We start from the raw sequence: 23567 nt of genomic DNA on the forward strand, positions 1-23567 counted from the left end.
GTCATCGCGGCGGCCTCGGCAGGTTCAGGCCGAGCATCGCGATCAGCTCCCGCTGCACCTCGTTCACGCCGCCGCCGAACGTCAGCACCACCGCCCCCTTCACGCCGTGATCCAGGCGTTCGAGCAGCTCGGCCGTCTCCGGGTCGGACGGGTCGCCATGCCTGGCCAGGACGTCCCCGACGATCCTGCCGATCTCCTGCATCCGCTCGGAGCCGTAGATCTTGGTGGCCGACGCGTCGGGCGCGCCCAGCCAGCCGAGGTCCATGTTCGCCGCGACCTGCCAGTTGAGCAGCTCGTTCGTACGGAAGGCCGCCCACACCCGGGCCAGCGCCCGCCGCACGTCGGGCTCGGCGTCCAGGCCGGTGCGGCGGGCCCAGGCGCGGAAGCGGTCGTAGGTCTGGCCGAGGTTCCCGGCGGGGCCGAGCGTGACGCGCTCGTGGTTGAGCTGGTTCACGATCAGGTCCCAGCCCTTGTCCACCTCGCCGACCACCATGTCCACCGGTACGCGGACGTCGGAGTAGTAGGTGGCGTTGGTGTGGTGGCGGCCGTCCATGGTCACGATCGGGGTCCACGAGAAGCCGGGGTCGGCCGTGGAGGCGATCATCATGGTGATGCCCTTGTGCTTCTTCGCCGTGGGGTTCGTGCGGGCGGCGAGCCAGATGTACTGGGCGTAGTGCGCGCCGCTGGTGAAGATCTTCTGGCCGTTGACGACGTAGTGGTCGCCGTCGAGCACCGCCGTCGTGCGCAGCGAGGCCAGGTCGGTGCCCGCCTCCGGCTCGCTGTAGCCGATCGCGAAGTGGCACTCGCCCGCCAGGATGCGCGGCAGGAAGTGCTCCTTCTGCTTGTCCGTCCCGTACTGCATGATCGTCGGCCCGACCGTCTGCACCGTGATGATCGGGTACGGCACCCCGGCGCGGGCGATCTCGTTCGCGAAGATCTGCTGCTCCAGGGGGCCGTAGCCGCTGCCGCCGTACTCCTTGGGCCAGCCCAGGCCGAGCTTGCCGTCGCGGCCGAGCCGGCGGCAGTGCTCCATGTACGCCTCGCCGAACGGATCCTGGGTGATCTTGGCGCGGTCCTCCGCGGTGAGGCAGCCCTGGAAGTACTCGCGCAGCTCGTCACGGAGGTTGCGCTGCTCGGGCGTGAGGTCGATGAGCATCAGACGAGCGCTCCGATCAGGTCGAGCTGGGCGTCGGCACCGCCGAGCGCCTGGGACAGGTGCCTGGCCTGGGCGAAGTAGCGGTGCAGCGGGTAGGTGACGTCGAGGCCGAGGCCGCCGTGCAGGTGCTGGCAGGTGAACAGCGCCCGGTACGCCTCACTGACGTGGTACGCGGCCAGCGCCAGATCCTCCTCCGCCGGCAGCCCCCCGCCCAGCCGCCATACGCCCGACCACATGGCCACGTCCAGCGCCCTGGCGGCGATGTAGACGTCGGCGATCTGCATCGTCACGGCCTGGAACTCGGCCAGCGCCCGCCCGAACTGCCTGCGCTGCTTGATGTAGGCGGTCGTCAGCTCCAGCGCCCCGGCCAGGACGCCACTGGCCTGCGCGGCGACGGCCGCCGTGAAGACCCGCCGCGCGTCCGCGACCGCCTCTGGGCCCGCCACCCGCTCCGCCGGGGTGCCGTCGAGCACGATCGTGGCCGCGGGCTCGCCGGTCGAGGTGAACTCGGCCGCCGCCCCTGGCTCCGTCACCAGGAACAGGCCCTCGTCGGCGGTCACCAGCACCGCGCCTCCCGGATACGGCACCGACACCTTCCTACCGCTCACCCTCCACCCCAGCTCTCCTGCCGTGCCTTGTGCGTTCGGAGTGGCGGTGGTGGTGGGTGGGTCGGTGAGGGCGCGGCCTGGCTCGCGGACGGCGAGCGTGAGGCGGCCCGCATGCCGGTCCGCGTGGCGGCGCTGCTGGTCCGGGGTGCCGTGACGGGCCAGGAGCAGCGTGGCGGCCAAAGTCGGCAACGCGGGCACCATGGCCGCCCGCGCCCCCACCTCACGCAGCACCACGGCCATCTCCACCGGCCCGAGCCCGGCCCCGCCCGCCTCCTCCGGCACGCACACGCCCATCAGCCCGGCCTGCCACAGCCGCTCCTCGTCCCCTTCCCTGGCGAGGACCTCGGCGGCCAGCTTCTTCAGATCCTGCTGGGTTTCGTCCAGGTTGAAATCCACTACGTCTCCAAGAGGTGTTGCCTGCCGTGCCGTACGAACTCCTCCTCGATCCCCTTCACGTCCGCCTCCGTCAGCCGCCGGAACCCGTCGGGACCGCGCACCCACACCGGGTCGGCGGTGCGCCAGGCGTCCCTGGCGAGGTGCCGCTTGATTACCTTGTGCGAGGCCGTCTGGGGTAACTCCCGGCAGATGCGGACGAAGCGGGGCAAGGACTTGACGCCGAGGTCACGCCGCCCGTCCAGAAACGCACCGAACGCCCCCGGATCGAACACGCCCGGACCGAACGCGCCCCGCTCAGAGCCGCCCCGATCGGACGCGTCCGGGCCAGAGCCACCTCGATCGGAGGCACCTGGATCGGATGTGCCCTGCTCTGAGGCGCCCCGGTCTGAGGCGCCCCGGTCTGAGGCGCCCTGGTCTGAGGCGCCCTGGTCTGTGGTGCCCTGGTCTGGGGTGCCCTGGTCTGGGGTGTCCTGGTCTGGGGTGTCCTGGTCTGGGGTGTCCTCCAACACCAGCGCCGCCATGACCTGGTCGCCGGCCGCCGGATCGGGCACCGGGTAGACCGCCGCCTCCACCACCCCGCCGAACTCCCGCAGCGCCGCCTCGATGGGCGCGACCGCCAGGTTCTCCCCGTCCACGCGCAGCCGCTCGGTCCCCCGTCCGGCGAAGAAGACGAAGCCGTCCGCGTCCATGTAGGCCAGGTCACCGGACCAGAACGCACCGTCCCTGATCCGCTCGGCGTCCGCGTCCGGGTCGTTGTAGTAGCCCTCGAACAGGCCCATCCCGGCCGTGTTGACCAGCTCGCCGATGGCCTCGTCCGGGTTGAGCAGGCGGCCGTCCTCGATGCGCGCGGTCGGGCAGGGCCGGGCGGTGAAGGGGTCGAGGATCCGCACGCCCTCGGGCAGGCGTCCGAGGCAGCCGGGCGGGCCGGACGGGTCGGGGGTGAGAGAGATGGCGGTCTCCGTGGAGCCGAACGCGTCGATGACCAGGCATCCGAACCGCTCGCCGAACCTCTTGACGGCCACCGCGCTGCCCTCGTTGCCGAACGCGATCTTGAGGGGGTTGGTGGCGTCGTCGGGGCTTTCCGGGGTGTTGAGCACGTAGGAGAGCGCCTTGCCGACGTAGTGAAGGTACGTACAGCCGTATCGCCTGATGTCGGGCAGCAGGCCCGAGGCCGAGAAGCGCCGCCGCAACACCAGCGCCGCACCTGACGCCACGGCGGGGGCGTAGGCGGCCATCAGGGCTCCGGAGTGGAACAGCGGCATCGAGCAGTAGACGGCGTCCTCGGGGGTGAGCAGCGCGGCCAGGCTCACCCCTGGGACGGCCAGCTTGCGCTGCGTGATCCGGACGGCGCGGGGGCGGCCGGACGTTCCCGAGGTGAAGATCAGCATGACGAGGTCGCCGGGACCCCGTTCGGCATCGCCCTCCGGCACGAGCGCCGCCTCCTGTGCCGGCGGCATCTCCTGCTGGAGCCACGCCTCCGGCGAAAGGCGACCCTCCGACGCGACCGGCGCCTCCGGTGACAGGTGAGCTTCTGACGCGGCCGACGCCTCCGGTGACAGGCGAGCTTCCGGCGCGGCCGACGCCCCTGATGAGAGGCGGCCATCCTGTGTGGCGGGCGCCCCCGGCGTTGCGGGCGTCCCCGGCGCGGGCGGCACCTCCAGCGTGGGCGGCGGCTCCGGTGAGAGGCGCACCTCCGGCGTGGGCGGCGGCTCCGGTGAGGGCCGCGTCTCGGGCGTGGGGCGCGTCTCGGGCGTGAGTGGCAGTGCCGGGACGTTCAGGGCCTCCGCCACCGCCCGCCCCGTCCCCTCGTAAGGGGCGTCGGCCAGCACCAGGTCCACGTCGGTGGCGCGGGCGTCGCGGATCAGCTCGTCCACCGACCGCGTCGGGTTGAGTGCCACGACCACGTGCCCGGCCAGCGCCGCGCCGCCGATGAGGAAGACCAGGTCGGGCACGTTCTCGCTGAGCACCCCGACGTGCGTCCCGGCGCCTCGGGCGGACAGCCGGGCGCCGGCGGCGAGGCAGGCGGCGACGTGCTCGCGCCACGACCACACCCCGCCCTCGAAGACGAGCCCCGGCCGGTCGTCGTCGGCCCGGGCGAGCAGCAGGGAGGCGAGCGTGTCCGCGGTCATCGCTCCTCCAGCAAGCGCTAGGTAAGCCGATTCGCAAACTAGAACAGATTCTAATAGCTGTCCAGTATCAATCTGTGGAGATAAACCCCGATATATCCGTGTAACGCCGGAGACATGGGCCGATACGCCTCGTTTGTAACTCGCGAGTAACAAGCCGCGTTATCGAGAAATCAGATAACGTGTTCTTATGCGTACGTCGCAGCCCGCAATCCCCGCACCCCCGAGCGAGACCGAGGGATCCTTGGACAGCCACCCCGCGCCGGGCGGCCACAGCGTCCGTACGCGCAGCCAGCACCAACGACGCAAGCGCATCGTCCAGGCCGCCGCCGCGCTCGCCTCGCGCGGGGGCGTCGAGGCCATGCAGATGCGCACGGTGGCCGAGCGCGCGGGCGTGGCGCTCGGCACGCTCTACCGCTACTTCCCCTCCAAGATGGACCTTGTCGTGGCCGTCGTCGGCGAGGAGATCGACCTGCTGGAGAGCAGCATCGAGCGCCGCCCGCCGGGGGCCGCCACCGCGGCGAGCCGTGCGGTCGACGTGCTGATGCGGGCCACCCGGGGGCTCATGCGCGAGCCTGAGCTGGCCGACGCGCTGATCCGGTCGCTCATCCTGGCGGAGGTGCAGACCCCGTTCGGCGACCGCATGACGGGGCTGCTGCTGCGCGTCTCGGCCAACGGGCTGACGCTGCAGGAGGCCAGCGAGGAGCAGATCGACCTGGCGGGGTCGCTGTCCAGCGTGTGGGTGCAGGAGCTGCTGGAGATGCTGCGCGGCCGCCGTACCTACGACCAGATCCAGCGCCGCATCGAGACGGCCGCCGCCAGGCTGCTGTCCGACATCTAGATCGTCTGTACAAAGGCGGCGACGCCCTCGTAGGCGCCCTGGGCGGCCTGCCCCGTGGGCTCGTACTCCAGGAGCAGCAGCCCCTTCGGCGTCGCCTCGTGACGAACCAGGCGCAGACCGGACGCGGGCGCCAGCCCGGACGCGGGCATCGGGCCGGGCTCAGAAACAGGGCCGGACGCGGGCGTCGTACCCGGCGAGAGGAGGCGGTGGCCGGTGCGGAGCACCGTCGGGGCGACCACGAGGCGCAGGACGTCGATCAGCCCCGCCGCCAGCAGCGCGTCCCCCACCCGCGCACTCCCGTGAATCTGGATCTCCCGCCCCGCCCGAGCCTTCAGCTCGTTGACCGCGAGGACGGGATCGCCGCCGAGCACGGTCGTGGGATGCCAGGCCCCCTCGGTGAGGGTGCTCGACACGACGTACTTCGGCAGCGTGTTCATCCGCTCGGCGTACGGATCGCCCGGGTCGGTGATCTTCGGCCAGTCGCGTGCGAACGCCTCGTAGGTGCGCCGCCCGAACAGCAGCCCGTCGGCGAGGCCGAGCCATTCGGAGGTGCGCCGGACGAACGTCTCGTCGAGGTGGGGCACCAGCCAGCCGCCCCGGGTGAAGCCGCCACTGGTGTCCTCGTCGGGCGAGCCCGGCCCCTGGCTGACCCCGTCGAGCGTGACGAACTCGGTGAGGGTGATCTTCACGCGGCGCCTTCCACGATGGCGGCGAGCTGGGCGGCGACCAGGCCCCAGCCCTCGGCGAAGCCGAGCTTCTCGTGGCGGGCGCGGGACTCGGGGTCGCCGTGCCGCACGATGATCCGGTAGTCGGTGCCGTCGGGGTGGTCGTTCAGGGTGACGGTGGCGGTCAGGGCGACGGGGGCGGGGTTCGCGGGCCGCCAGGCGCTGGTGACGGCGTTGGTGAAGACGAGGCGTTCGAGCTGGTCCACGACGAGGAAGCAGGCGTCCAGGTTCGGGACGAACACGGCACCGTCCTCGCTGATGTGCGTCACGAACGCGCCGCCAGGCTTCGGGTCGAGCCGGTCCACGCGGCAGCGGGACGGGGCGGGGACCCACCACCGCTCCAGCTTGGCCGGGTCGGTCCAGGCGTCCCAGACGGTGGCACGCGGGGCGCGGATGATCCGCTCCAGGACGAGGTCGAGATCGGGGTTCACGGGCTGCTCTCCTCCGGGCCGGTGACGAGTTGTTCGAGGCGGTCGGTGCGCCCCTCCCAGATCCGGCGCTGCTCCGAGAGCCAGTCGTCGACGAGGACGAGGCGCTCGCGGTTGAGCACGCAGGTGCGCACCCGGCCGGACTTGACGGTGCGGATGAGGCCGTTCGACTCGAGTGTCCGCACGTGCTTCATGAACGAGGGCAGCGTCATCGGGAACTCGCGGGCGAGGTCGCCGACGCTGGCGGGCCCGAGGCCGAGCCGCCGGACCACGGCGCGCCGGGTCGGGTCGGCCAGGGCGACGAACACGCCGTCCAGTTGGGCCGAATACTGTGCCATGCGGCTAAGTATTTCGGCGCGCGATGGTTAGCGCAAGGGCTAAGTGTTGGGCCCCTCGTCCGGGAGTCCGGCTTTCTGTCGGTGCCGCGAGCTATACAGGGGGGTATGACCGACAAGCCGACGAACGAGGATTTCCTCCGGCTGGCTGATCCGATGCGGCGCGAGCTGCTGGCGCACTGCTACCGCATGATGGGGTCGGTGCACGACGCCGAGGACCTCGTGCAGGAGACGTACCTACGCGCGTGGCGCGGCTACGAGAACTTCGAGGGGCGCTCGTCGCTGCGCACCTGGCTCTACCGCATCGCCACCACCACCTGCCTGACCGCGCTCGACAACCGCGCCAAGCGCCCGCTCCCGACCGGGCTCGGCGCGCCGAGCCTCGACGCGAGCGCGCCCCTGGTGCAGGACAACGAGGTGCCGTGGCTGGAGCCCGTGCCCGACGCGCTCGCGGGCGTGGGCGGCGACGACCCCGCCTCGATCGTGACCTCGCGCGAGAGCATCAGGCTCGCGCTGATCGCCGCGCTGCAGCATCTGCCGCCCCGCCAGCGGGCCGTGCTGATCCTGCGCGACGTGCTCAAGTGGCGGGCCGCCGAGGTGGCCGAGGCCGTCGGCACCTCCGTGGCGGCGGTCAACAGCATCCTGCAGCGGGCCAGGGCGCAGCTCAGCGAGGCGTCGCCGAGCCTCGACGACCCGGTGGAGCCGCTGACGCAGGAGCAGCGGGCCCTGCTCGACCGCTACGTGGCGGCGTTCGAGAGCTATGACGTCGACAGCCTGGTCGACCTGTTCACCAAGGACGCGGTCTGGGAGATGCCGCCGTTCGTCGGGTGGTACCAGGGGCCGGAGACGATCGCGGAGCTCACCAGGACGCAGTGCCCGGCCGAGAAGCCCGGCGACCTCAAGCTGGTGCCCATCGCGGCCAACGGCCAGCCGGCCTTCGCGCTCTACTTCCGGCGCGGCGACGTGTACGAGCAGTTCGCGATCGCGGTGCTGACGTTCTCGGGCGAGCGGATCGGCCACGTCGGCATGTTCTTCGAGGAGGGCCTGTTCGAGACGTTCGGGCTGCCGTCCAAGTGGGAGGGTTCCGAAACAAAGTAGAACGCGTTACAGTCGCGCCAGAGCGTCGTTCTGGAGGCGGCCATGAGCACACCGGTAATAGTGGAAGCCGTTCGCACGCCCATCGGCAAGCGGGCTGGATGGTTGTCGGAGCTCAAACCGCAACAGGTTCTGGCCGCGGCGATGAACGGGCTCGTCGAACGGTCAGGGCTTGATCCGTCGGCGGTGGAGCAGGTGTTCGCCGGCTGCGTGACCCAGGCCGGCGAGCAGGGCGGCCACGTCGGCCGGCACTCCTGGCTGTACGCCGGGCTGCCGTACCAGACGGGCGTCACCACAGTCGACGCCCAGTGCGGCTCCTCCCAGCAGGCGGTGCACCTGGCCGCGGCGATGATCGGCGCGGGCGTGATCGAGGTCGGCATCGGCTGCGGCGTCGAGGTCATGAGCCGCGCGCCGCTGGGCAGCAACGTGCGCCCCGCCCGGCCCAGGCCGGACGACTGGAGCATCGACCTGCCCGACCAGTTCACCGCCGCCGAGCGGATCGCGCGGCGGCGCGGGATCACCCGCGAGCGGCTCGACTGGTTCGGCGCGCGCTCGCAGCAGCGGGCCGGGAAGGCGTGGGCCGACGGGCGGTTCGAGCGCGAGATCGTGCCCATCGGCGACGTCCGCAGGGACCAGGGGTTACGCGAGACCACTGTTGAGAGCCTGACCGCGCTCAAGCCTGTGGTCGAGGGCGGGCTGCACACGGCGGGCACCTCGTCGCAGATCTCCGACGGCGCCGCCGCCGTGCTGGTGACCAGCGAGCAGGCCGCGCGGCGGCACGGGCTGCGGCCCAGGGCCAGGATCCTGGCGCAGGCGCTCGTCGGCGCGGAGCCGTACTACCACCTGGACGGGCCCGTGGACGCGACCGCGCGCGTGCTGGCCGCGTCCGGCATGACCATCGGCGACATCGACAGGTTCGAGGTGAACGAGGCGTTCGCCTCGGTGGTGCTGTCCTGGGCGAGCGTGCACGAGCCCGACCTCGACCGGGTGAACGTCAACGGCGGCGCCATCGCCCTCGGCCATCCCGTGGGCGCCACGGGAGCGCGGCTGATCACCACGGCGCTGCACGAGCTGGAGCGGTCGGACTCGGCGACCGCGCTGGTCACCATGTGCGCGGGCGGCGCGCTGGCCACGGCGACCATTCTCGAACGCATCGGCTGACCAGGTATCTGCGCGCCGTTCCAGGCGCTCGGAGAGCACATGCACTTTTCTCGATCGGGGGGCAGATGAAGTCCAGGCGCAGGCCGTACGCAGAGCAGCGCCCGCAGGAGCTCGGCGGCGGGGTGTGGAGCGTGCCGGTGCCGATACCGGGCAACCCGCTCGGGTACACGCTCGTCTACGCCATCGAGTCGCCGCGCGGCCCGGTGCTGGTCGACGCCGGCTGGAACCACCCCGACGCCTGGGCGGCGCTCAGCGGCGGGCTGGCCGCGCTCGGGCTGGACGTGAGCACGGTGAGCGGGGTGGTCGTCACCCATTTCCATCCCGACCACGCCGGGCTGGCCGGGCAGGTCAGGCAGGCGTCCGGCGCCTGGATCGCGATGCACGAGAACGACGCGGCGCTGGTCAGGCTGATGAACGAGTTCGCCGCCCGCGAGCACGCGGCGTTCCAGACCGACATGCTCAGACGTGCGGGGGCCGGCCCCGACGAGGCCGCGGAGGCCATGGGCGAGCGCCCGCCGCCGCCGGCGCTGCCCGACAGGGAGCTACGTGACGGCGACCTGGTGGACCTGCCGGGCCGCAAGCTGCGCGCCGTGCACACCCCAGGCCACACGCCGGGCCACATCTGCCTGCACCTGGAGGACGCCGACCGGCTGTTCACCGGCGACCACGTGCTCCCCGACATCACCCCCCATGTCGGCATCTACCCCTACGACCGGGAGGACGTCGATCCCCTCGGCGAATTCCTGGACTCCCTGGACCGCGTGCGCGACCTCGGCCCGCTCGACGCCCTCCCCGCTCATGAGTGGATATTTCCTGATGTGGCGGCGCGCGCCGCCGAGATCCGCCACCATCACGAGGAGAAGCTCGAACGGCTGCGCGCCCTCCTGGCCCAGCGGCCGCAACCGCTGACCATCTGGGAGGTCGCCGCGATGATGACGTGGAACAGGCCGTGGGACGAGCTGGCCCCCGCGCTGAGAGGCATGGCGGCCGGCGAGGCCGCGGCCCACCTGCGCGCCCTGGAGGCCAGGGGCCAGGTGCGCCGCGTCGCCGGGGTCGATGCCGTCCGCTTCCACGCTCTAGACTCCTAGACATCCGATGTCTAGGGAGCGAAGCGTGGCGGTCACCGATGCGGCCATCGACAAGATCAAGCAGATGATTCTCTCCGGCGAGCTGGCCCCCGGCGACCGGCTGCCGAAGGAGGCCGACCTCGCCGAACGGCTCGGCCTGTCACGCAACTCGCTGCGCGAGGCCGTGCGCGCGCTGTCGCTGATCAACGTGCTGGACGTGCGGCAGGGCGACGGCACGTACGTCACCAGCCTGGAGCCCGGGCTGCTGCTCGACACCATGTCGTTCGTGCTCGACCTGCACAGGGACGACACGGTGCTGCAGTTCTTCGAGGTGCGGCGCATCCTGGAGCCCGCGGCCACGGCGATGGCGACCGAGCAGATGACCGAGACCGACATCGCCGAGCTGCGGGTGATCCTGGAGTCGCTGCCCGCCCGGCCCACGGTGGAGGAGCTGGTGGCCAACGACCTGGAGTTCCACCTCCGGATCGCGCAGGGGTCGGGCAACAGCGTGCTGTGCTCGTTCATCGAGAGCCTGTCGGGGCCCACCACCAGGGCGCGGATCTGGCGCGGGCTCACCCAGGAGGGCGCGATGGAGAAGACCCGCGAGCAGCACACCGCGATCTACGAGGCCATCGCCGCCCGTCAGGCCGACGTCGCCCGCTCCTGGGCCACCGTGCACGTGGCGGGCGTGGAGTCGTGGCTGCGGCGGGCGCTGGAGATGGACTGAGCGCTCACCACGGGTAGGTGCCGCCCCGTTCGCTGAGGAAGGCGCCGGTCGGGAAGTCGGGCAGGGTGGCCAGGCGGGCGACGTGCGCGCCGCCCTCGTCCGCGGTCAGCACGCCGAGGTGCCCGTTCAGGTCGGTGGCGCAGAAGCCGGGCGACACGGCGCTCACCCTGATGGACGTGTCGCGCAGCTCCTCGGCGTACATGAGGGTGACGGCGTTCAGCGCGGCCTTGGAGGAGTTGTAGCCGAGCAGCGTGGCGTACCTGCGCAGCTCCGGATCCGGATCGGCGAGGAAGGCGGCGGTGCCGAGGCCGCTGGAGACGTTCGCGATGCGGCCGGCGGACGATCTGCGCAGCAGCGGCAGCATCGCGTTGGTGACGGTGACCACGCCGAGCACGTTGGTCTCGTAGACCTCGCGCAGCGCGGCGACGGGCAGCTCGCTGGGCTGATGGTGGTGGTCCAGGCTGATGGCGGCGTTGTTGATGAGCAGGTCGAGGTGACCGTGCTCGCGCTCGACCCGGGCGGCGGCGGCCTCGGCGGTGCCCGGGTCGGTGACGTCGAGGCGGACGTGGCGGGCGTCCAGGCCCTGCGCGGCCAGCTCGGCCGCCGCCTTCGTGCCCCGCTCCTCGTCGCGGGCGCCCAGGTAGACCGTGTGACCGGCCCTGCCCAGCACGCGCGCGGTGGCGTACCCGATGCCCTTGTTCGCTCCTGTGATGACTACGATCATGCGCCCAGCTTCGGCGGGGCGGAGCGGGAGCGGGAGAGACGTGCCGGTGCCCGGAGCGCGCAGCCTCGGACCAGCAGTCCCTGGATAGCACCGCCGCAGGTCAGGCATGCTGAAGAGCATGGACAGGAGGAGCAGGACAGAGCTGGCCGGCTTCCTGCGCAGCCGTCGCGAGCTGGTGCAGCCGTCCGACGTGGGCTTGGAACGCGGCGAGCGCCGGCGCACCCCGGGGCTGCGCCGCGAGGAGGTCGCCCGCCTGGCCGGGATGTCCGTTGACTACTACGCCCGCCTGGAGCAGGCGCGCGGCCCGCGCCCCTCGCGCCAGGTGCTCGGCGCGCTGTGCAGGGCGCTGCGCCTGTCCGACGACGAGCGCGCCTACCTGCACTACCTCACCGGCGAGCCGCCCGGGCCGCCGCCCGGCCCCTCACGCGAGGTCCGCCCCGGGGTGCTGCACCTGCTCGACCGCCTCGACGACACCCCCGCGTTCGTGATGGACGCCACCTACAACGTGCTCGCCTGGAACCCCCTCGCCGCCGCCCTCATCGCCGACTTCTCCGCGCTGCCGCCCGGCGAGCGCAACTTCATCTGGCGCTACTTCACCGACCCGGCCGCCAGGGAGCGCCACGACCCGGAGGGGGCGCGGCGCTTCGCCAGGGAATCGGTGGCCGACCTGCGGGCCGCCGCCGCCCGCTACCCCGACGACCCCGCCCTGCGGCGGCTGGTCGGACGGCTGCTGGAACGCAGCGCCGAGTTCGCCGAGCTGTGGGCCGGGCACGACGTGACCGTCGCGCGGTCGATGCGCAAGCGGCTGCGCCATCCCGCCGTGGGGTGGCTGGAGCTCGACTGCGAGACGCTGCACGTGGCCGATGGTGACCAGTTCGTGGTGCTCTACACGGCGGCGCCAGGTTCGCCGTCGTACGAGGCGTTGCGGCTGCTCAAGGTCATCGGCACCCAGGACCTGCGTGCTTGACGTACACATCGGAGGACTTTCGCGCGGCCGGGGAGGTGTCGGTGATCAGGGGACCACGAACGGGTAGTACCGGTCCTGTGTCCGACAAACTCTCGAAATACCGGAGCAAACGCGACCCGAAACGCACCCCGGAGCCCGTCCCCGACGCCCCTTCCCCATCCCCTGAAGGCAACGCCTTCGTCATCCAGGAACACCACGCCCGTGCCCTGCACTGGGACCTGCGCCTCGAACGCGACGGCGTGCTCGTCTCCTGGGCCGTCCCCAAGGGCCTGCCCGCCGACCCCGGCACCAACCACCTGGCCGTGCACACCGAGGACCACCCGATGGAGTACCTCACCTTCCACGGCGAGATCCCCCAGGGCGAGTACGGCGGCGGCACCATGACCGTCTGGGACACCGGCACGTACGAGACGGAAAAGTGGTCGGACCGCGAGGTCAAGTTCGTCCTGCGCGGCGAGCGGGCCTCCGGCCGGTTCGTGCTGTTCCAGACACGGGGCAAGAACTGGATGATCCACCGGATGGGCGCCGCCGTCCGCGACCCGTTCCCGTCCGTGGAGCCCATGCTGCCGACGCCGCGCGCCAGGCTCCCCAAGGACGCCTCCGCCTACGCCTTCGAGTTCGCCTGGGGCGGGCGGCGGCTCCTCGTGCCCATCGACGGCGGGCGCACCGACGCGGCCCGCGAGCACCCGTGGCTGCGCGGGCTCGCCGAGTCCTTCGGCAGCCGGACCGCCGTGCTGGACGGGGAGGTGGCCACGCTCGGCGGGGCGGAGATCCTGCTCTTCTACGACCTGCTGTACGACGACGGGCGGTCGTTGCTCGACTCGCCTTACACCGTGCGGCGGGCCGCCCTGGAGGCGCTGGAGCTGACCGGCCCGCACTGGCAGACCGCGCCGTCCTGGCCGGGAGAGGCGGGGGCGGTGCGGCAGGCTGCTCGGGAGCAGGGGTTGCCTGGGGTGGTGGCCAAACGGCTGGACTCGCCGTACGAGGCGGGGCCGTCGAAGGCTTGGCTGTTCATCGAGTCGTGAGCGGTGGCGACCGTCGCGGCACGTTCATGAGCGACCATTGCGTCACACGACTGGCCACCAACGCGTCACGATGCCGACGGCCAGCACGTCACACAACTGGCGGCCAACGCGTCGCAAGGCCAGCGGCCAATCCGTCAGGATAATCGCGGCCAACGCGTCACAGATCCAGCGGCCAACGCGTCACGCCACTGGCGGCCAGCGCGTCACCGACGTGTGTCATGCTGGCCGAGTGGCCAAGTCACCCATGGGTGAGCTGCTGCCCCATCACACGAGCCGAGCTGTGGCGGAAGCGCTCGATGACACCCGAGTCGTCCTGATCAACGGTGCCCGGCAATCCGGCAAGAGCACGCTCGTGCGCCTCCTGGCCAAGGGCCGGACCGCCGAGTGGCGCGATCTCGACGCGACCGCGACGAGGCAGGCGGCCCTCGCCGACCCGGACGGCTTCGTAGCCTTCCCCGAGCTCATGGTGATCGATAAGATCCAGCGGGCTCCCGAGCTGCTGCTCGCGATCAAAGCGCAGGTGGACCACGACCCCAGGCCCGGCCGCTTCCTGCTCACCGGGTCGTCGAGGCTGCTCGGGCTCAAGGACCTTCCCGACACCCTGCCAGGAAGGATGGAGACGATCGAGCTGTGGCCGTTCTCGCAGGGCGAGATCGACGGCACGGCCGACCGCTTCGTCGACGCGATCTTCTCGGAGGGATCCCGGCTGCGGCACAACTCCGACGTCACCCGCACCGGCTACGCCGAGCGGCTGGTCCGCGGCGGCTTCCCGGAGGCGGTCGCCCGCGACACCGCCCGCCGCAGGGGGCGGTTCTTCGACTCCTACGTCGGCGACCTCATCGCGCGGGACGTGCGGCAGCTCACCGACATCGAGCGCGGCCCCGAGATGCGGGCGCTGATCCGCCTCCTGGCCGCCCGTTCCGGTCAGCTTCTGGTCGCCAACGCGCTGAGCAACGAGCTCGGCGTGTCCGCGAGCACGGTCAACCGCTACCTCGTGCTGCTCGAAGAGGTCTTCCTGATCAAACGCGTCCCGGCCTGGTCCAGGAACCTCAGCAACCGTGCGGTCGCCACGCCGAAGATGGCGTTCACGGACTCCGGCGTGGCGGCGAACGCTCTCGGAGCCGACGCCCGCGGGCTCATCCGCCCGGGCGGCGCTTTCGGGCCGCTGCTGGAAGGGTTCGTGCTCATGGAGCTCGCCCGCCAGCTCACCTGGTCGGAAGAGCTGGTGGACCTCTACCACTACAGGACCAAGGACGGCACCGAAGTGGACGCGGTGCTGGAGAACCGGCAGGGCCGCGTGGTGGGCATCGAGGTCAAGGCCGCCTCCACCGTGCGCGCCGAGGACTTCAGAGGCCTCAAGCACCTCGCCGACCGGCTCGGGGACGACTTCGTCGCGGGCGTGGTCCTCTACACCGGCACGCAGACTCTCCCCTTCGGGGACCGGATGAGAGCCATGCCGGTCGGCGCACTGTGGGAGGTCGGGTAGGCCCGCCGAGGCGACGGGCCCGCGCGACCGTCCTCTGGCCGAGGGGCTCGCGCGACCGTCCTCTGGCCGTCACCAACGCGACCCCCCAGGCAGCCACCGCCGACATGACCACCGGGCGGCCACCGCCAACACGACCGCCAGGCGGCCACCGCCAACACGACCATCAGGCGGCCACCGCCAACACGACCATCAGGCGGCCACCGCCAACGCGACCATCAGGTGGCCGCCAGCAGCCCCTCCCTCTCCAGGTCCGCCCACAACTCCTCAGGCACCGGCCGTGACCAAAGCTCGGCGTTCCGCCGGACCTCCTCCGGCGTGCGCGCCCCCAGCACGATCGTGGCGATCGCCGGATGGCGGAGCGGGAACGCCAGGGCCGCGTGCGGCAGCGTGACGTCGTGCCGCTCGCAGACCCGGGCGATCCTGGTGGCCCGCTCCAGCAGCTCCGGCGGCGCCGGCGCGTAGTTGTAGGTGCCCGCGGGCTCATGGGTGGCCAGGATGCCGCTGTTGAACACCCCCGCCGCCAGCACCTGCACGCCCCGTTCGGCGCATTCGTCCAGGAGGGGCAGGCCCGACTGGTCGAGGAGCGTGTAGCGGCCGGCGAGCATGACGACGTCGATGTCGGTCTCCTGGGCGAAGCGCAGCGGCGCCTCCCACTGGTTCATGCCGACGCCGACGGCCCGCACCCGCCCCTCGGCGCGCAGTTCGGCCAGGGCCGGGTACGCCTCGGCGATCGCCTGGTCCACGTGGTCGTCCGGGTCGTGGATGAGAGCGATGTCGACGGCCGGGAGCCCGAGGCGTACCAGGGAGTCGTCCAAGGAGGTGCGGACGCCCGCGGCGGAGAAGTCCCACACCCGCTCCAGGTCGCCGGCGACGTCGAAGACGTCGTCGTCGCGGCCGTCGCCGGACGCCTTGGGCCGCAGCAGGCGGCCGACCTTGGTGGACAGCAGGTAGCCGGAGCGGCCGGCGAGCGCCGCGCCGACGCGGCGTTCCGACAGGCCGAGGCCGTAGTGGGGCGCGGTGTCGTACAGGCGCACCCCGCTCTCCCACGCCGCGTCCACCGTGGCGCGGGCCTGCTCCTCGGCGACCTCGTCGTAGAGGTTGCCGATGGGTGCGCCGCCGAAGCCGTGGCGGGGCAGGTCGATTGCCATCAGTCTTGCGCCTTTCCGCCCGCGAGCCCGCAGGTCACGCCCGCGATTGCCATCAGTCCTGTGCCCTTCCACCCGCGACCCCGCAGGTCACGCCCGCGATTGCCATCAGTCTTGCGCCCTTCCACCCGCGACCCCGCAGGTCACGCCCGCGATTGCCATCAGTCTTGCGCCCTTCCACCCGCGACCCCGCAGGTCACGCCCGCGAGCGCCATCAGTCCTGTGCCTTTCCGCCCGCGATCCGGCTGATCATGAGGGCGATGAGGATGATCGAGCCGTAGATCACCGGCTGCCAGAACCCGGAGACCCCGATGAGGGTGAGGATGTTCTGGACGAGGCCGATGACCAGCACGCCGGTGAGCGCGCCGAGGATGGTGCCCTTGCCGCCGTCCATGCTGACGCCGCCGATGACGGCCGCGGCGAACACCATGAAGATCCAGCCGACGCCCTGGTTGTTGCCGATCGCCCCGAGACGTCCGGTCTCCAGGATGCCGGCGAGTGCCGCCAGCGTCCCGCCCAGGATGAAGACGCCGTACAGGACCCGGTCCACGCGGATGCCGGCGGCGCGGGCCGCGTCGATGTTGCCGCCGATCGCGTACAGCGCGCGGCCGATCCTGAGGTAGCCGAGGCCGAAGATGCCGGCCGCGAACAGCAGGCCGGCGATCCAGATGGCGGCCGGCAGGCCGAGCCACATGGCGCTGCCCAGGTAGAGGATCGAGTCGGGGAGCTGGAACAGCGTCTTGCCCTCGGTCGGGCCCTGCAGGAACCCGTGCACGATGATCAGCATCGCCAGCGTGACGATGAACGCCGAGAGCTGGAACCTGATGATCAGGAAGCCGTTGAACGCGCCGATCGCCGCCCCGATGAGCAGCGCCAGCGGGATCACCAGCGCCCCCGGCAGCCCGATGCCGAAGCCGCCGGCCGCCACCGGGACCACCAGCATCACCGCGATGGCCGGCGCCGTGCCGACCGTGGACTCCAGCGAGAGGTCGAACTTGCCGGCGATCAGGATCATCGCCTCGGCCAGCACCAGCAGCGAGATGGCGGCCTGCTGCTGGAGCACGTTCGTCAGGTTGCCCGCGGTCAGGAAGGTCGGGTCCAGGAACGCGCCCACGATCAGCAGGAGCACGATCACCGGCACGAGCGTCAGGTCGCGGAACCTGGCCAGCTTCAGTCGGGGGGCCGGTGCGGTCAAAGTCGTCACTCTTCCATGCCTTCCATCACGGCCACGAGCTCGTGGTCGGTCCAGCCACGCGGCACGTCCTTGACCACCCTGCCGTGGAACATCACCAGCACCCTGTCGCAGATGCGCAGGTCGTCCAGCTCGTCGGAGACCACCACGGCCCCCGCCCCGCGCCCGACCGCGTCCTCGACGGCGCCGAGCAGAGCCTGCTTGGCCTTGACGTCCACGCCGGCGGTCGGGTTGATCACCACCAGCACGGTCGGGTCGTCCACCAGCGCCCTGGCGAAGACGACCTTCTGCGCGTTGCCTCCGGACAGGTCGCCGACCGGCTGGTCGGGGCCCTCCGTCTTGATGTCCAGCGCCCCGATCATCTGCTCGGCCCTGGCCCGGCGTCTGGCCGGGGAGACCAGGCCGTAGCGGCCGAGCTTGCGGGCGATCGGGAACGTGGCGTTCTCCCCCACCGACAGCAGCGGGACGAACCCCTCGTGGTGGCGGTCTTCGGGCACGAACCCGAGCCCGGCCCGCATCGCGGCGGGCACGTCGCCGGGCCTGACCTGGGTGCCGTTCACCGTGACCGTGCCGGTGTCGGGCCTGCGCAGCCCGACCAGCGTCTCGGCGAGGCCGACCTTGCCGCTGCTCGCGGAGCCCGCCAGGCCGACGACCTCGCCTTCTCTGACGGAGATGTCGATGTTCGCGTAGCGGCCCGTCAGGCTGAGGCCCGCGCCCGCCAGCACCACCCGCTCGCCGGGCGTGTGCTCGCGCGCCTCGTACGCCGCCGTCGCCTCCCCCGTCATCGCGGCCACCAGCTCGTCGTGCGGCAGGTCGGCGACCGGCCTGGTGGTGACGTGCCTGGCGTCGCGGAAGACGGTGACGCTCTGGCAGATCTCGTAGACCTCGTCGAGGTGGTGGGAGATGTACATCATCGTGACGCCCTGCTCGCGCAGCGAGCGCATGCGGGTGAACAGCCGCTCGATGGCCGGGCCGTCCAGCCGCGCCGTCGGCTCGTCGAGGATGATGAACCGCGCGCCGAACGACAGCGCGCGGGCGATCTCCACGAGCTGGCGCTGCTCCACGCTCAGGTCGCCGGCCAGCGCCTGCGCGTCCACGTCCACCTCGTAGGTGTCCAGCAGCTCGCGCGCCCTGCCCCGCAGCCTCCGCCAGTTGATGGTGGCGCGCTGGTCCGACTGGCGGTTGAGGAACAGGTTCTCGGCGACGGTGAGCGCCGGGATGATCGTGGACTTCTGGTAGACGCACGCCACGCGCTGCCGCCAGGCGTCCCGGTCGGCCAGGGCGGGCGCGGCCTCTCCCGAGAACCGCACCTCACCCTCGTCCGGACGCTGCAGCCCGGTCAGGATCGACACGAGCGTGGACTTGCCCGCGCCGTTCCTGCCCACCAGCGCGTGCGTCTCGCCCTCCGCGATCGCGATCTCCGCGCCGTTCAGCGCGGTCGTCGGACCGAAGCGCTTGACCACGTTCCTGGCTTCGACGTGAATGCTCATCTACTTGACCTGGTTGCCCCAGAGGGCCTTGTCGTCCACGTTCTCCTTGGTCACCAGCGGCGCCGGGAGCTGGTCCTCCAGGCCGTTCGGGAGCTGGATGATCGTGCTGTCGTGGTCGGTCGGGCCAGGCTTGTACGTCTTGCCCTCCGCCGCGGCCTTGGCGTAGAAGAGGGCGTACTTGGCGTAGAGGTCGGCCGGCTGCGACACCGTCGCGTCGATGTCGCCCTTGCGGATCGCCTCGAACTCCTGCGGGATGCCGTCGTTGGAGATCACGAAAATGTGCTTGGGGTCGTCCGGCGCGACCAGCAGGCCCTTCTGCTTGAGCACCTGCAGCGTGGGCGCCAGGTGCACGCCGCCCGCATGCATATAGATGCCCTTGATGTCCGGGTTCTGCTCCAGGCGGGTCTGCAGCATGGACGCCGCCTTGCTGCCCTCCCACTCCGTCGGCTCACTGAACACCGTGATGCCGGGGAACTTCGCCTTCATGCACTCCAGGAACGCCTCCGACCTGTCACGGCCGTTGATCGAGCTGAGCGCGCCCTGGAGTTGCACCACCTTGCCCTTGCCGCCGAGCTTCTCGCCGAGGAACTCGCACGCCTTGGTGCCGTACGCGCGGTTGTCCGCACGTACGACCATGTAGACCTTGCCCTTGTCCGGACGGGTGTCCACGGTCACGACCGGGATCTTCTTGTTCTCCAGTTGCTGGAGCGTGTTGGCGATGGCGCCGGTGTCCTGCGGGGCCATGACGATGACCTTGGCGCCCTGGCCGACCAGCGCCTGCACGTTGTTGACCAGCTTGGCCACGTCGTTCTGCGAGTTCGTGGCGGGCATGAGGTCCACCTTGAGCTCGCCGGCCATCTGCGGGACGTACTTGATGTAGGAGTTCCAGAAGTCGGAGTCGGCGCGCGGGTGGTCGATGCCGACCTTCCCGCCGCCGCCTCCTCCTTCTGCCGTGGTGCCTGAGCCACACGCGGTCACGACCGCCAAGAGGGCCGCTGCCGCGACCGCCCGTCCGAACTTCATGGGGGGTACCTTCCTTGAGTTGCCTGGCCCTGGGCCGGAGCCCTCGCACGTTCTAGCTCGTGGGCCGGAGCCGCAGCCCTTGCATGCCGCCGTCCACCGCGAGCGCGGTGCCGGTGGTCGAGGCGGACTCGGGGCTCGCCAGGTAGGCGATCGCCGCCGCCACCTCCTCCGCGCTGACCAGGCGACCCATCGGCTGCCTGGCGTTGAGCGCCGCCCGCTCCGCCTCGGGGTCGTCGGCCGCGTCCAGCAGCCTGCCCACCCACGGAGTGTCGGCGGTGCCCGGATTGACGCAGTTGACCCGGATGCCCTCGCGAATGTGATCCGCCGCCATGGCCAGCGTCAGCGACAGCACCGCACCCTTGGTCGCGCTGTACAGCGCCCGCTGCGGCAGCCCGGCGGTGGCCGCGATCGAGCAGGTGTTCACGATCGCGGCGTGCTCCGACCTCCTCAGGTACGGCAGCGCCGCGCGCGCCACCCGCACCATGCCGAGCACGTTCACGTCGAACACCCGGTGCCACTCGCTGTCCGGGTTGTCCTCGATGGTGCCCTGCGCGCCGATGCCCGCGTTGTTCACCAGCACGTCGATGCCGCCCAGCCGCTCGGCCGCCTCCGCCACCGCCGCGCGTACCTGCGCGTCGTCGGTGACGTCCGCCTTGATGCCGGCGAACGGCTCGCCGGGCGGGTTCAGGTCCAGGCAGGCGACCGTCATCCCGCGCCCGGCCAGCGCCTGTGCCGCCGCCAGCCCGATGCCGGACCCGCCGCCCGTCACGACCGCTCTCAGACTCACGCCGCTCTCCTTCGTGCCTCGTCCTCCGCTCATGCTGTGCCGCCGTCCCTCCAGACCTCGCCGCCGGGGAAGGTGTGGGCGGCGATCGACTCCGCGTGCATCTGCGCGCTGAACCCCGGCAGGGACGGCGCCACGTACCGGCCGTCGCGGATCACCACCGGGTCCACGAAGTGCTCGTGCAGGTGGTCGACGTACTCGATCACGCGGCCGTCCATGGTGCCGGTGACCGCCACGTAGTCGAACATCGACAGGTGCTGCACCAGCTCGCACAGCCCGACCCCGCCCGCGTGCGGGCACACCGGCACGCCGAACTTGGCCGCCAGCAGCAGGATCGCCAGGTTCTCGTTGACGCCGCCGACGCGGGCGGAGTCGATCTGCACGTACGAGACGGCCTCGGCCTGCAGGAGCTGCTTGAACACGATCCGGTTCTGCACGTGCTCCCCGGTCGCCACCGCGACGGGGGCGATGCCCCGGGCGATGGCGGCGTGCCCGAGCACGTCGTCGGGGCTGGTCGGCTCCTCCACCCAGTGCGGCCTGAACTCGCTCAGCGCGGTGACCCACTCGATGGCCGAGCCGACGTCCCAGCGCTGGTTCGCGTCGATCGCGATGGGGAAGCCGGGCCCGCACACCTCGCGCGCCACCCTGAACCGCCGCCTGTCGTCCTCCAGGTCGGCGCCGACCTTGAGCTTGATCTGCCCGAACCCCTGCTCCAGCGCCTCCTTGCAGAGCCGCCGCAACTTCTCGTCGTCGTACCCGAGCCAGCCTGGAGACGTGGTGTAGGCGGGATACCCCTCCTGGATCAGCCGCTCGATCCGCTCGCTCTTGCCCGCCTCGTTCCTCTTCAGGATCTCGAGGGCCTCGTCCTTGGTCAGCGCGTCGCTCAGATATCGGAAGTCGATCAGCTCGACGATCTCCTCCGGCGGCATCTCGGCCAGCAACCGCCACAACGGCCTGCCCGCCCGCTTCGCCTTCAGGTCCCACAGCGCGTTGACCACGGCGGAGATCGCCATGTGCATGACGCCCTTCTCCGGGCCCAGCCAGCGCAGCTGCGAGTCGCCGACCATGTCGCGGTAGAGCGCGCCGAGGTCCTCCACGTCCTTGCCGATGACGTACGGCGCCAGGGCGCTGATGGCCGTGGTCTGGATGTCGTTGCCACGGCCGATCGTGAACGCGAAACCGTGGCCCTCGTAGCCGTCGTCCGTCTTGAGCACCACGTAGGCGGCGGAGTAGTCGGGGTCGGGGTTCATGGCGTCGGAGCCGTCGAGCTCGCGGGAGGTGGGGAACCGCACGTCGTGCGTCTCCATCCCCACAATCCTGTACGCGCCACCCGCTACCTCGTACGCGCCACCCGCGACCTCGTACGCCCCACCCGCGACGTCGTACGCCTCACCGGCGACCTCATCCGCCCCGCCCGCGACCTCATCCGCCCCGCCCGCGACCTTGTGCGTCCCGCCCGCGACCTCATGCGCCCCGCCCGCGACCGCCCCACCGTCGGCTGTGGCGGCGGCCACTCCTGCCCCACCACCAGCGGCGGCGGCGGTCAGATCCGCCCCACCAGCCGCAGCAGTGGCATCGGCGGCGTCCACCCCTGCGCCACCGCCGGGCTCGCTGGGATCCATGGCGGCGGCGGTCATGCCTGCCCCACCGTCTGCCGCTGCCGCCCGAGCCCCTCGATCTCGAGCTCCATCACATCCCCGGCCCGCAGGTACGGCTGGCCAGGCATCCCCATGGCCACCCCGGCCGGCGTCCCGGTGTTGATCACGTCCCCCGGCTCCAGCACCATGAACTGGCTCAGATACCGCACGACCTCGGCCACATCGAAGATCATGTTCTTGGAGTCGCCGTCCTGCCGCAGCTCCCCGTTCACCCAGAGCCGCATCGCCAGGTTCTGCGGGTCGCCCACCTCATCGGCCGTCACCAGCCACGGGCCCAGCGGGTTGAACGTCTCACACGACTTCCCCTTGTCCCACTGTCCGCCCCGCTCCAGCTGGAACTCGCGCTCAGAGACGTCGTTGGAGATCGCGTACCCGGCGATCACCCCCAGCGCCTCCTCCCGGCTGCCGAGGTAACGAGCCTGCTGCCCGATGACGACGGCCAGCTCCACCTCCCAGTCGGTCTTCACGCTGTCCCGGGGCACGAGCACCTCGTCGTACGGACCGACCATGGTGTTGCTGGCCTTCATGAACACGACAGGCTCGGCCGGCACCGCGGCACCTGACTCGGCGGCGTGATCGCTGAAGTTCAGCCCGATGCAGACGATCTTCCCTGGCCGCGCGATCGGCGCCCCGACCCGCACCCCCTCGCTCTCGACGACGGGCAGATCACCACGCTGGAGCGCCTCGCGGACACGCGCCACTCCCCCGGAAGCGAGGAAAGCACCGTCGATCTCGGGCTCTCCGATGTCACGCAGGTTACCGGCGTCGTCCATGACCACCGGCCGCTCCTGACCGACGGGTCCTACTCGCAGCAGCTTCACACCGCATCCTTCTTATCGATACATCGGATGTCTCGTCTCATGATGCTCGTGCTGGGGATGGGAGCATGTCAAGGCCCACAAGACGGATACATCGGATCCGCGACCACGACATCCACCCCCAAACCACCCTCCCTCACCTGTGAACCCACTTCACCGCCCCACCCAACCCTGCCCAAAACCGCCTCTTCGTCCCCTCATACATCGGACCACAAACCCTCCGACCGCCCCCTCCCGCCACCCATCAGCCAGAACCCCGCACCGACGTCACCAACCAGGCCGTGAGGCACCAGAAACACGAGATGCCGCGCCATGACACGCACCACCCGAGGCGCCAATCCGCAACACCCAACACGAGATGGATGAGACGGCAACCAGCACGGGACGGCGGCCCGCACTGGACGGCGACGACAGCCGGGAGAGAACACCACCACCCGCACCGCACCAGCCGCACCAGCCGCACCAGCCGCACCAGCCGCACCAGCCGCACCAGCCGCACCAGCCGCAGGATCCCGATCACGAGGCCCGGAAGCAAGCCAAACAGACGACGAATCAGGAACGATGCATACCCATCCTTGACGCCCGTACAG

The 23567-nt window shown here is 71.1% G+C and carries 22 protein-coding genes; 8 read left to right on the top strand and 14 right to left on the bottom strand.

The annotated features are described in order from the left end of the window. Position 1 precedes the first annotated feature (1 nt). The 3 genes from ABD331_RS43050 to ABD331_RS43060 are packed head-to-tail and all read right to left on the bottom strand — an operon-like array spanning position 2 to position 4289. Positions 2–1156, bottom strand: coding sequence for an acyl-CoA dehydrogenase family protein (locus ABD331_RS43050; RefSeq protein WP_344488462.1), 1155 nt, complete (start codon positions 1154–1156; stop codon positions 2–4). Further along, positions 1156–2160: an acyl-CoA dehydrogenase family protein gene (locus ABD331_RS43055; protein ID WP_344488464.1), complete on the bottom strand. Its 1005-nt coding sequence runs from the start codon at positions 2158–2160 to the stop codon at positions 1156–1158. The genes ABD331_RS43050 and ABD331_RS43055 overlap by 1 nt, the downstream gene beginning before the upstream one ends. Further along, positions 2160–4289: an AMP-binding protein gene (locus tag ABD331_RS43060; RefSeq protein ID WP_344488466.1), complete on the bottom strand. Its 2130-nt coding sequence runs from the start codon at positions 4287–4289 to the stop codon at positions 2160–2162. Before ABD331_RS43060 ends, ABD331_RS43055 begins: the two co-directional genes overlap by 1 nt. A gap of 241 nt (positions 4290–4530) precedes the next feature. Between ABD331_RS43060 and ABD331_RS43065 the strand changes: the two genes are divergently transcribed. Then, positions 4531–5127, top strand: coding sequence for a TetR family transcriptional regulator (locus ABD331_RS43065; protein ID WP_344488468.1), 597 nt, complete (start codon positions 4531–4533; stop codon positions 5125–5127). Here the strand turns inward: ABD331_RS43065 and ABD331_RS43070 are convergent. The 3 genes from ABD331_RS43070 to ABD331_RS43080 are packed head-to-tail and all read right to left on the bottom strand — an operon-like array spanning position 5124 to position 6618. Then, complete coding sequence (locus ABD331_RS43070; protein WP_344488470.1) at positions 5124–5816, bottom strand: dihydrofolate reductase family protein; 693 nt, start codon at positions 5814–5816, stop codon at positions 5124–5126. The two genes, ABD331_RS43065 and ABD331_RS43070, sit on opposite strands and share 4 nt — an antisense overlap. Next, positions 5813–6283 carry an SRPBCC domain-containing protein gene (locus ABD331_RS43075; protein WP_344488472.1) on the bottom strand — a complete coding sequence of 157 codons (471 nt, stop codon included), beginning with the start codon at positions 6281–6283 and terminating at the stop codon, positions 5813–5815. The genes ABD331_RS43070 and ABD331_RS43075 overlap by 4 nt, the downstream gene beginning before the upstream one ends. Beyond that, positions 6280–6618, bottom strand: a complete 339-nt coding sequence (locus tag ABD331_RS43080; protein ID WP_344488474.1) for an ArsR/SmtB family transcription factor — start codon at positions 6616–6618, stop codon at positions 6280–6282. Before ABD331_RS43080 ends, ABD331_RS43075 begins: the two co-directional genes overlap by 4 nt. 105 nt (positions 6619–6723) lie before the next feature. On the opposite strand from ABD331_RS43080, the gene ABD331_RS43085 reads away from it, so the two are divergent. The 4 genes from ABD331_RS43085 to ABD331_RS43100 all read left to right on the top strand — a co-directional run bounded on the left by ABD331_RS43085 (position 6724) and on the right by ABD331_RS43100 (position 10665). Beyond that, positions 6724–7713: a sigma-70 family RNA polymerase sigma factor gene (locus ABD331_RS43085; protein ID WP_344488476.1), complete on the top strand. Its 990-nt coding sequence runs from the start codon at positions 6724–6726 to the stop codon at positions 7711–7713. A gap of 42 nt (positions 7714–7755) precedes the next feature. Beyond that, the gene (locus tag ABD331_RS43090) at positions 7756–8871 is read left to right on the top strand and encodes a steroid 3-ketoacyl-CoA thiolase (protein WP_344488478.1); all 1116 of its coding nucleotides are present in this window, start codon (positions 7756–7758) and stop codon (positions 8869–8871) included. 65 nt (positions 8872–8936) lie between these two features. Then, complete coding sequence (locus tag ABD331_RS43095; protein ID WP_344488480.1) at positions 8937–9959, top strand: MBL fold metallo-hydrolase; 1023 nt, start codon at positions 8937–8939, stop codon at positions 9957–9959. 25 nt (positions 9960–9984) lie between these two features. Then, a complete protein-coding gene (locus tag ABD331_RS43100) occupies positions 9985–10665 on the top strand; it encodes a FadR/GntR family transcriptional regulator (RefSeq protein ID WP_344488482.1) in 681 nt (226 codons plus the stop codon). Between the two features lie 4 nt (positions 10666–10669). Here ABD331_RS43100 and ABD331_RS43105 read toward each other — a convergent pair whose 3' ends face one another. Further along, positions 10670–11389 (bottom strand): SDR family oxidoreductase, encoded by a 720-nt coding sequence (locus ABD331_RS43105; RefSeq protein ID WP_344488484.1) that lies wholly within the window; start codon positions 11387–11389, stop codon positions 10670–10672. 118 nt (positions 11390–11507) lie between these two features. Here ABD331_RS43105 and ABD331_RS43110 point away from each other — a divergent pair, with 118 nt between their 5' ends. From ABD331_RS43110 to ABD331_RS43120, 3 genes are all read left to right on the top strand, one after another. After that, on the top strand, positions 11508–12356 hold the full coding sequence (locus ABD331_RS43110; RefSeq protein WP_344488485.1) for a helix-turn-helix transcriptional regulator: 849 nt from the start codon (positions 11508–11510) through the stop codon (positions 12354–12356). 77 nt (positions 12357–12433) lie between these two features. Beyond that, positions 12434–13381, top strand: coding sequence for a DNA polymerase ligase N-terminal domain-containing protein (locus tag ABD331_RS43115; protein ID WP_344488487.1), 948 nt, complete (start codon positions 12434–12436; stop codon positions 13379–13381). A gap of 229 nt (positions 13382–13610) precedes the next feature. Then, positions 13611–14867: an ATP-binding protein gene (locus tag ABD331_RS43120; RefSeq protein WP_344488489.1), complete on the top strand. Its 1257-nt coding sequence runs from the start codon at positions 13611–13613 to the stop codon at positions 14865–14867. A gap of 215 nt (positions 14868–15082) precedes the next feature. Here the strand turns inward: ABD331_RS43120 and ABD331_RS43125 are convergent, their stop codons facing one another. From ABD331_RS43125 to ABD331_RS43155, 7 genes are all read right to left on the bottom strand, one after another. Further along, positions 15083–16015, bottom strand: a complete 933-nt coding sequence (locus ABD331_RS43125; protein WP_344488491.1) for an aldo/keto reductase — start codon at positions 16013–16015, stop codon at positions 15083–15085. Positions 16016–16226: 211 nt separating this feature from the next. Next, entirely contained in the window at positions 16227–17207 is a 981-nt protein-coding gene (locus tag ABD331_RS43130; protein WP_148437004.1) for an ABC transporter permease, read from the bottom strand. Positions 17208–17212: 5 nt separating this feature from the next. Beyond that, entirely contained in the window at positions 17213–18694 is a 1482-nt protein-coding gene (locus ABD331_RS43135; protein ID WP_344488494.1) for a sugar ABC transporter ATP-binding protein, read from the bottom strand. After that, positions 18695–19717 (bottom strand): sugar ABC transporter substrate-binding protein, encoded by a 1023-nt coding sequence (locus ABD331_RS43140; protein WP_344488496.1) that lies wholly within the window; start codon positions 19715–19717, stop codon positions 18695–18697. Positions 19718–19769: 52 nt separating this feature from the next. Beyond that, on the bottom strand, positions 19770–20504 hold the full coding sequence (locus tag ABD331_RS43145) for an SDR family NAD(P)-dependent oxidoreductase (protein WP_344488498.1): 735 nt from the start codon (positions 20502–20504) through the stop codon (positions 19770–19772). 29 nt (positions 20505–20533) lie between these two features. Continuing rightward, positions 20534–22138, bottom strand: a complete 1605-nt coding sequence (locus ABD331_RS43150; protein ID WP_344488500.1) for an enolase C-terminal domain-like protein — start codon at positions 22136–22138, stop codon at positions 20534–20536. Then, a complete protein-coding gene (locus tag ABD331_RS43155; RefSeq protein ID WP_344488502.1) occupies positions 22135–22980 on the bottom strand; it encodes a fumarylacetoacetate hydrolase family protein in 846 nt (281 codons plus the stop codon). The genes ABD331_RS43150 and ABD331_RS43155 overlap by 4 nt, the downstream gene beginning before the upstream one ends. Between the last annotated feature and the right edge of the window lie 587 nt (positions 22981–23567).

Origin of the sequence: Nonomuraea monospora (genome assembly GCF_039531895.1) — a bacterium.
GTDB classification, from domain to species: Bacteria; Actinomycetota; Actinomycetes; order Streptosporangiales; family Streptosporangiaceae; genus Nonomuraea; species Nonomuraea monospora.

Bases quoted from the DNA above. Each gene is read 5' to 3' on its own strand.
- ABD331_RS43105 (WP_344488484.1), bottom strand. From the start codon at position 11,389: ATGATCGTAGTCATCACAGGAGCGAACAAGGGCATCGGGTACGCCACC.
- ABD331_RS43110 (WP_344488485.1), top strand. From the start codon at position 11,508: ATGGACAGGAGGAGCAGGACAGAGCTGGCCGGCTTCCTGCGCAGCCGT.
- ABD331_RS43060 (WP_344488466.1), bottom strand. From the start codon at position 4,289: ATGACCGCGGACACGCTCGCCTCCCTGCTGCTCGCCCGGGCCGACGAC.
- ABD331_RS43090 (WP_344488478.1), top strand. From the start codon at position 7,756: ATGAGCACACCGGTAATAGTGGAAGCCGTTCGCACGCCCATCGGCAAG.
- ABD331_RS43050 (WP_344488462.1), bottom strand. From the start codon at position 1,156: ATGCTCATCGACCTCACGCCCGAGCAGCGCAACCTCCGTGACGAGCTG.
- ABD331_RS43125 (WP_344488491.1), bottom strand. From the start codon at position 16,015: ATGGCAATCGACCTGCCCCGCCACGGCTTCGGCGGCGCACCCATCGGC.
- ABD331_RS43135 (WP_344488494.1), bottom strand. From the start codon at position 18,694: ATGAGCATTCACGTCGAAGCCAGGAACGTGGTCAAGCGCTTCGGTCCG.
- ABD331_RS43140 (WP_344488496.1), bottom strand. From the start codon at position 19,717: ATGAAGTTCGGACGGGCGGTCGCGGCAGCGGCCCTCTTGGCGGTCGTG.
- ABD331_RS43085 (WP_344488476.1), top strand. From the start codon at position 6,724: ATGACCGACAAGCCGACGAACGAGGATTTCCTCCGGCTGGCTGATCCG.
- ABD331_RS43080 (WP_344488474.1), bottom strand. From the start codon at position 6,618: ATGGCACAGTATTCGGCCCAACTGGACGGCGTGTTCGTCGCCCTGGCC.
- ABD331_RS43095 (WP_344488480.1), top strand. From the start codon at position 8,937: ATGAAGTCCAGGCGCAGGCCGTACGCAGAGCAGCGCCCGCAGGAGCTC.
- ABD331_RS43150 (WP_344488500.1), bottom strand. From the start codon at position 22,138: ATGACCGCCGCCGCCATGGATCCCAGCGAGCCCGGCGGTGGCGCAGGG.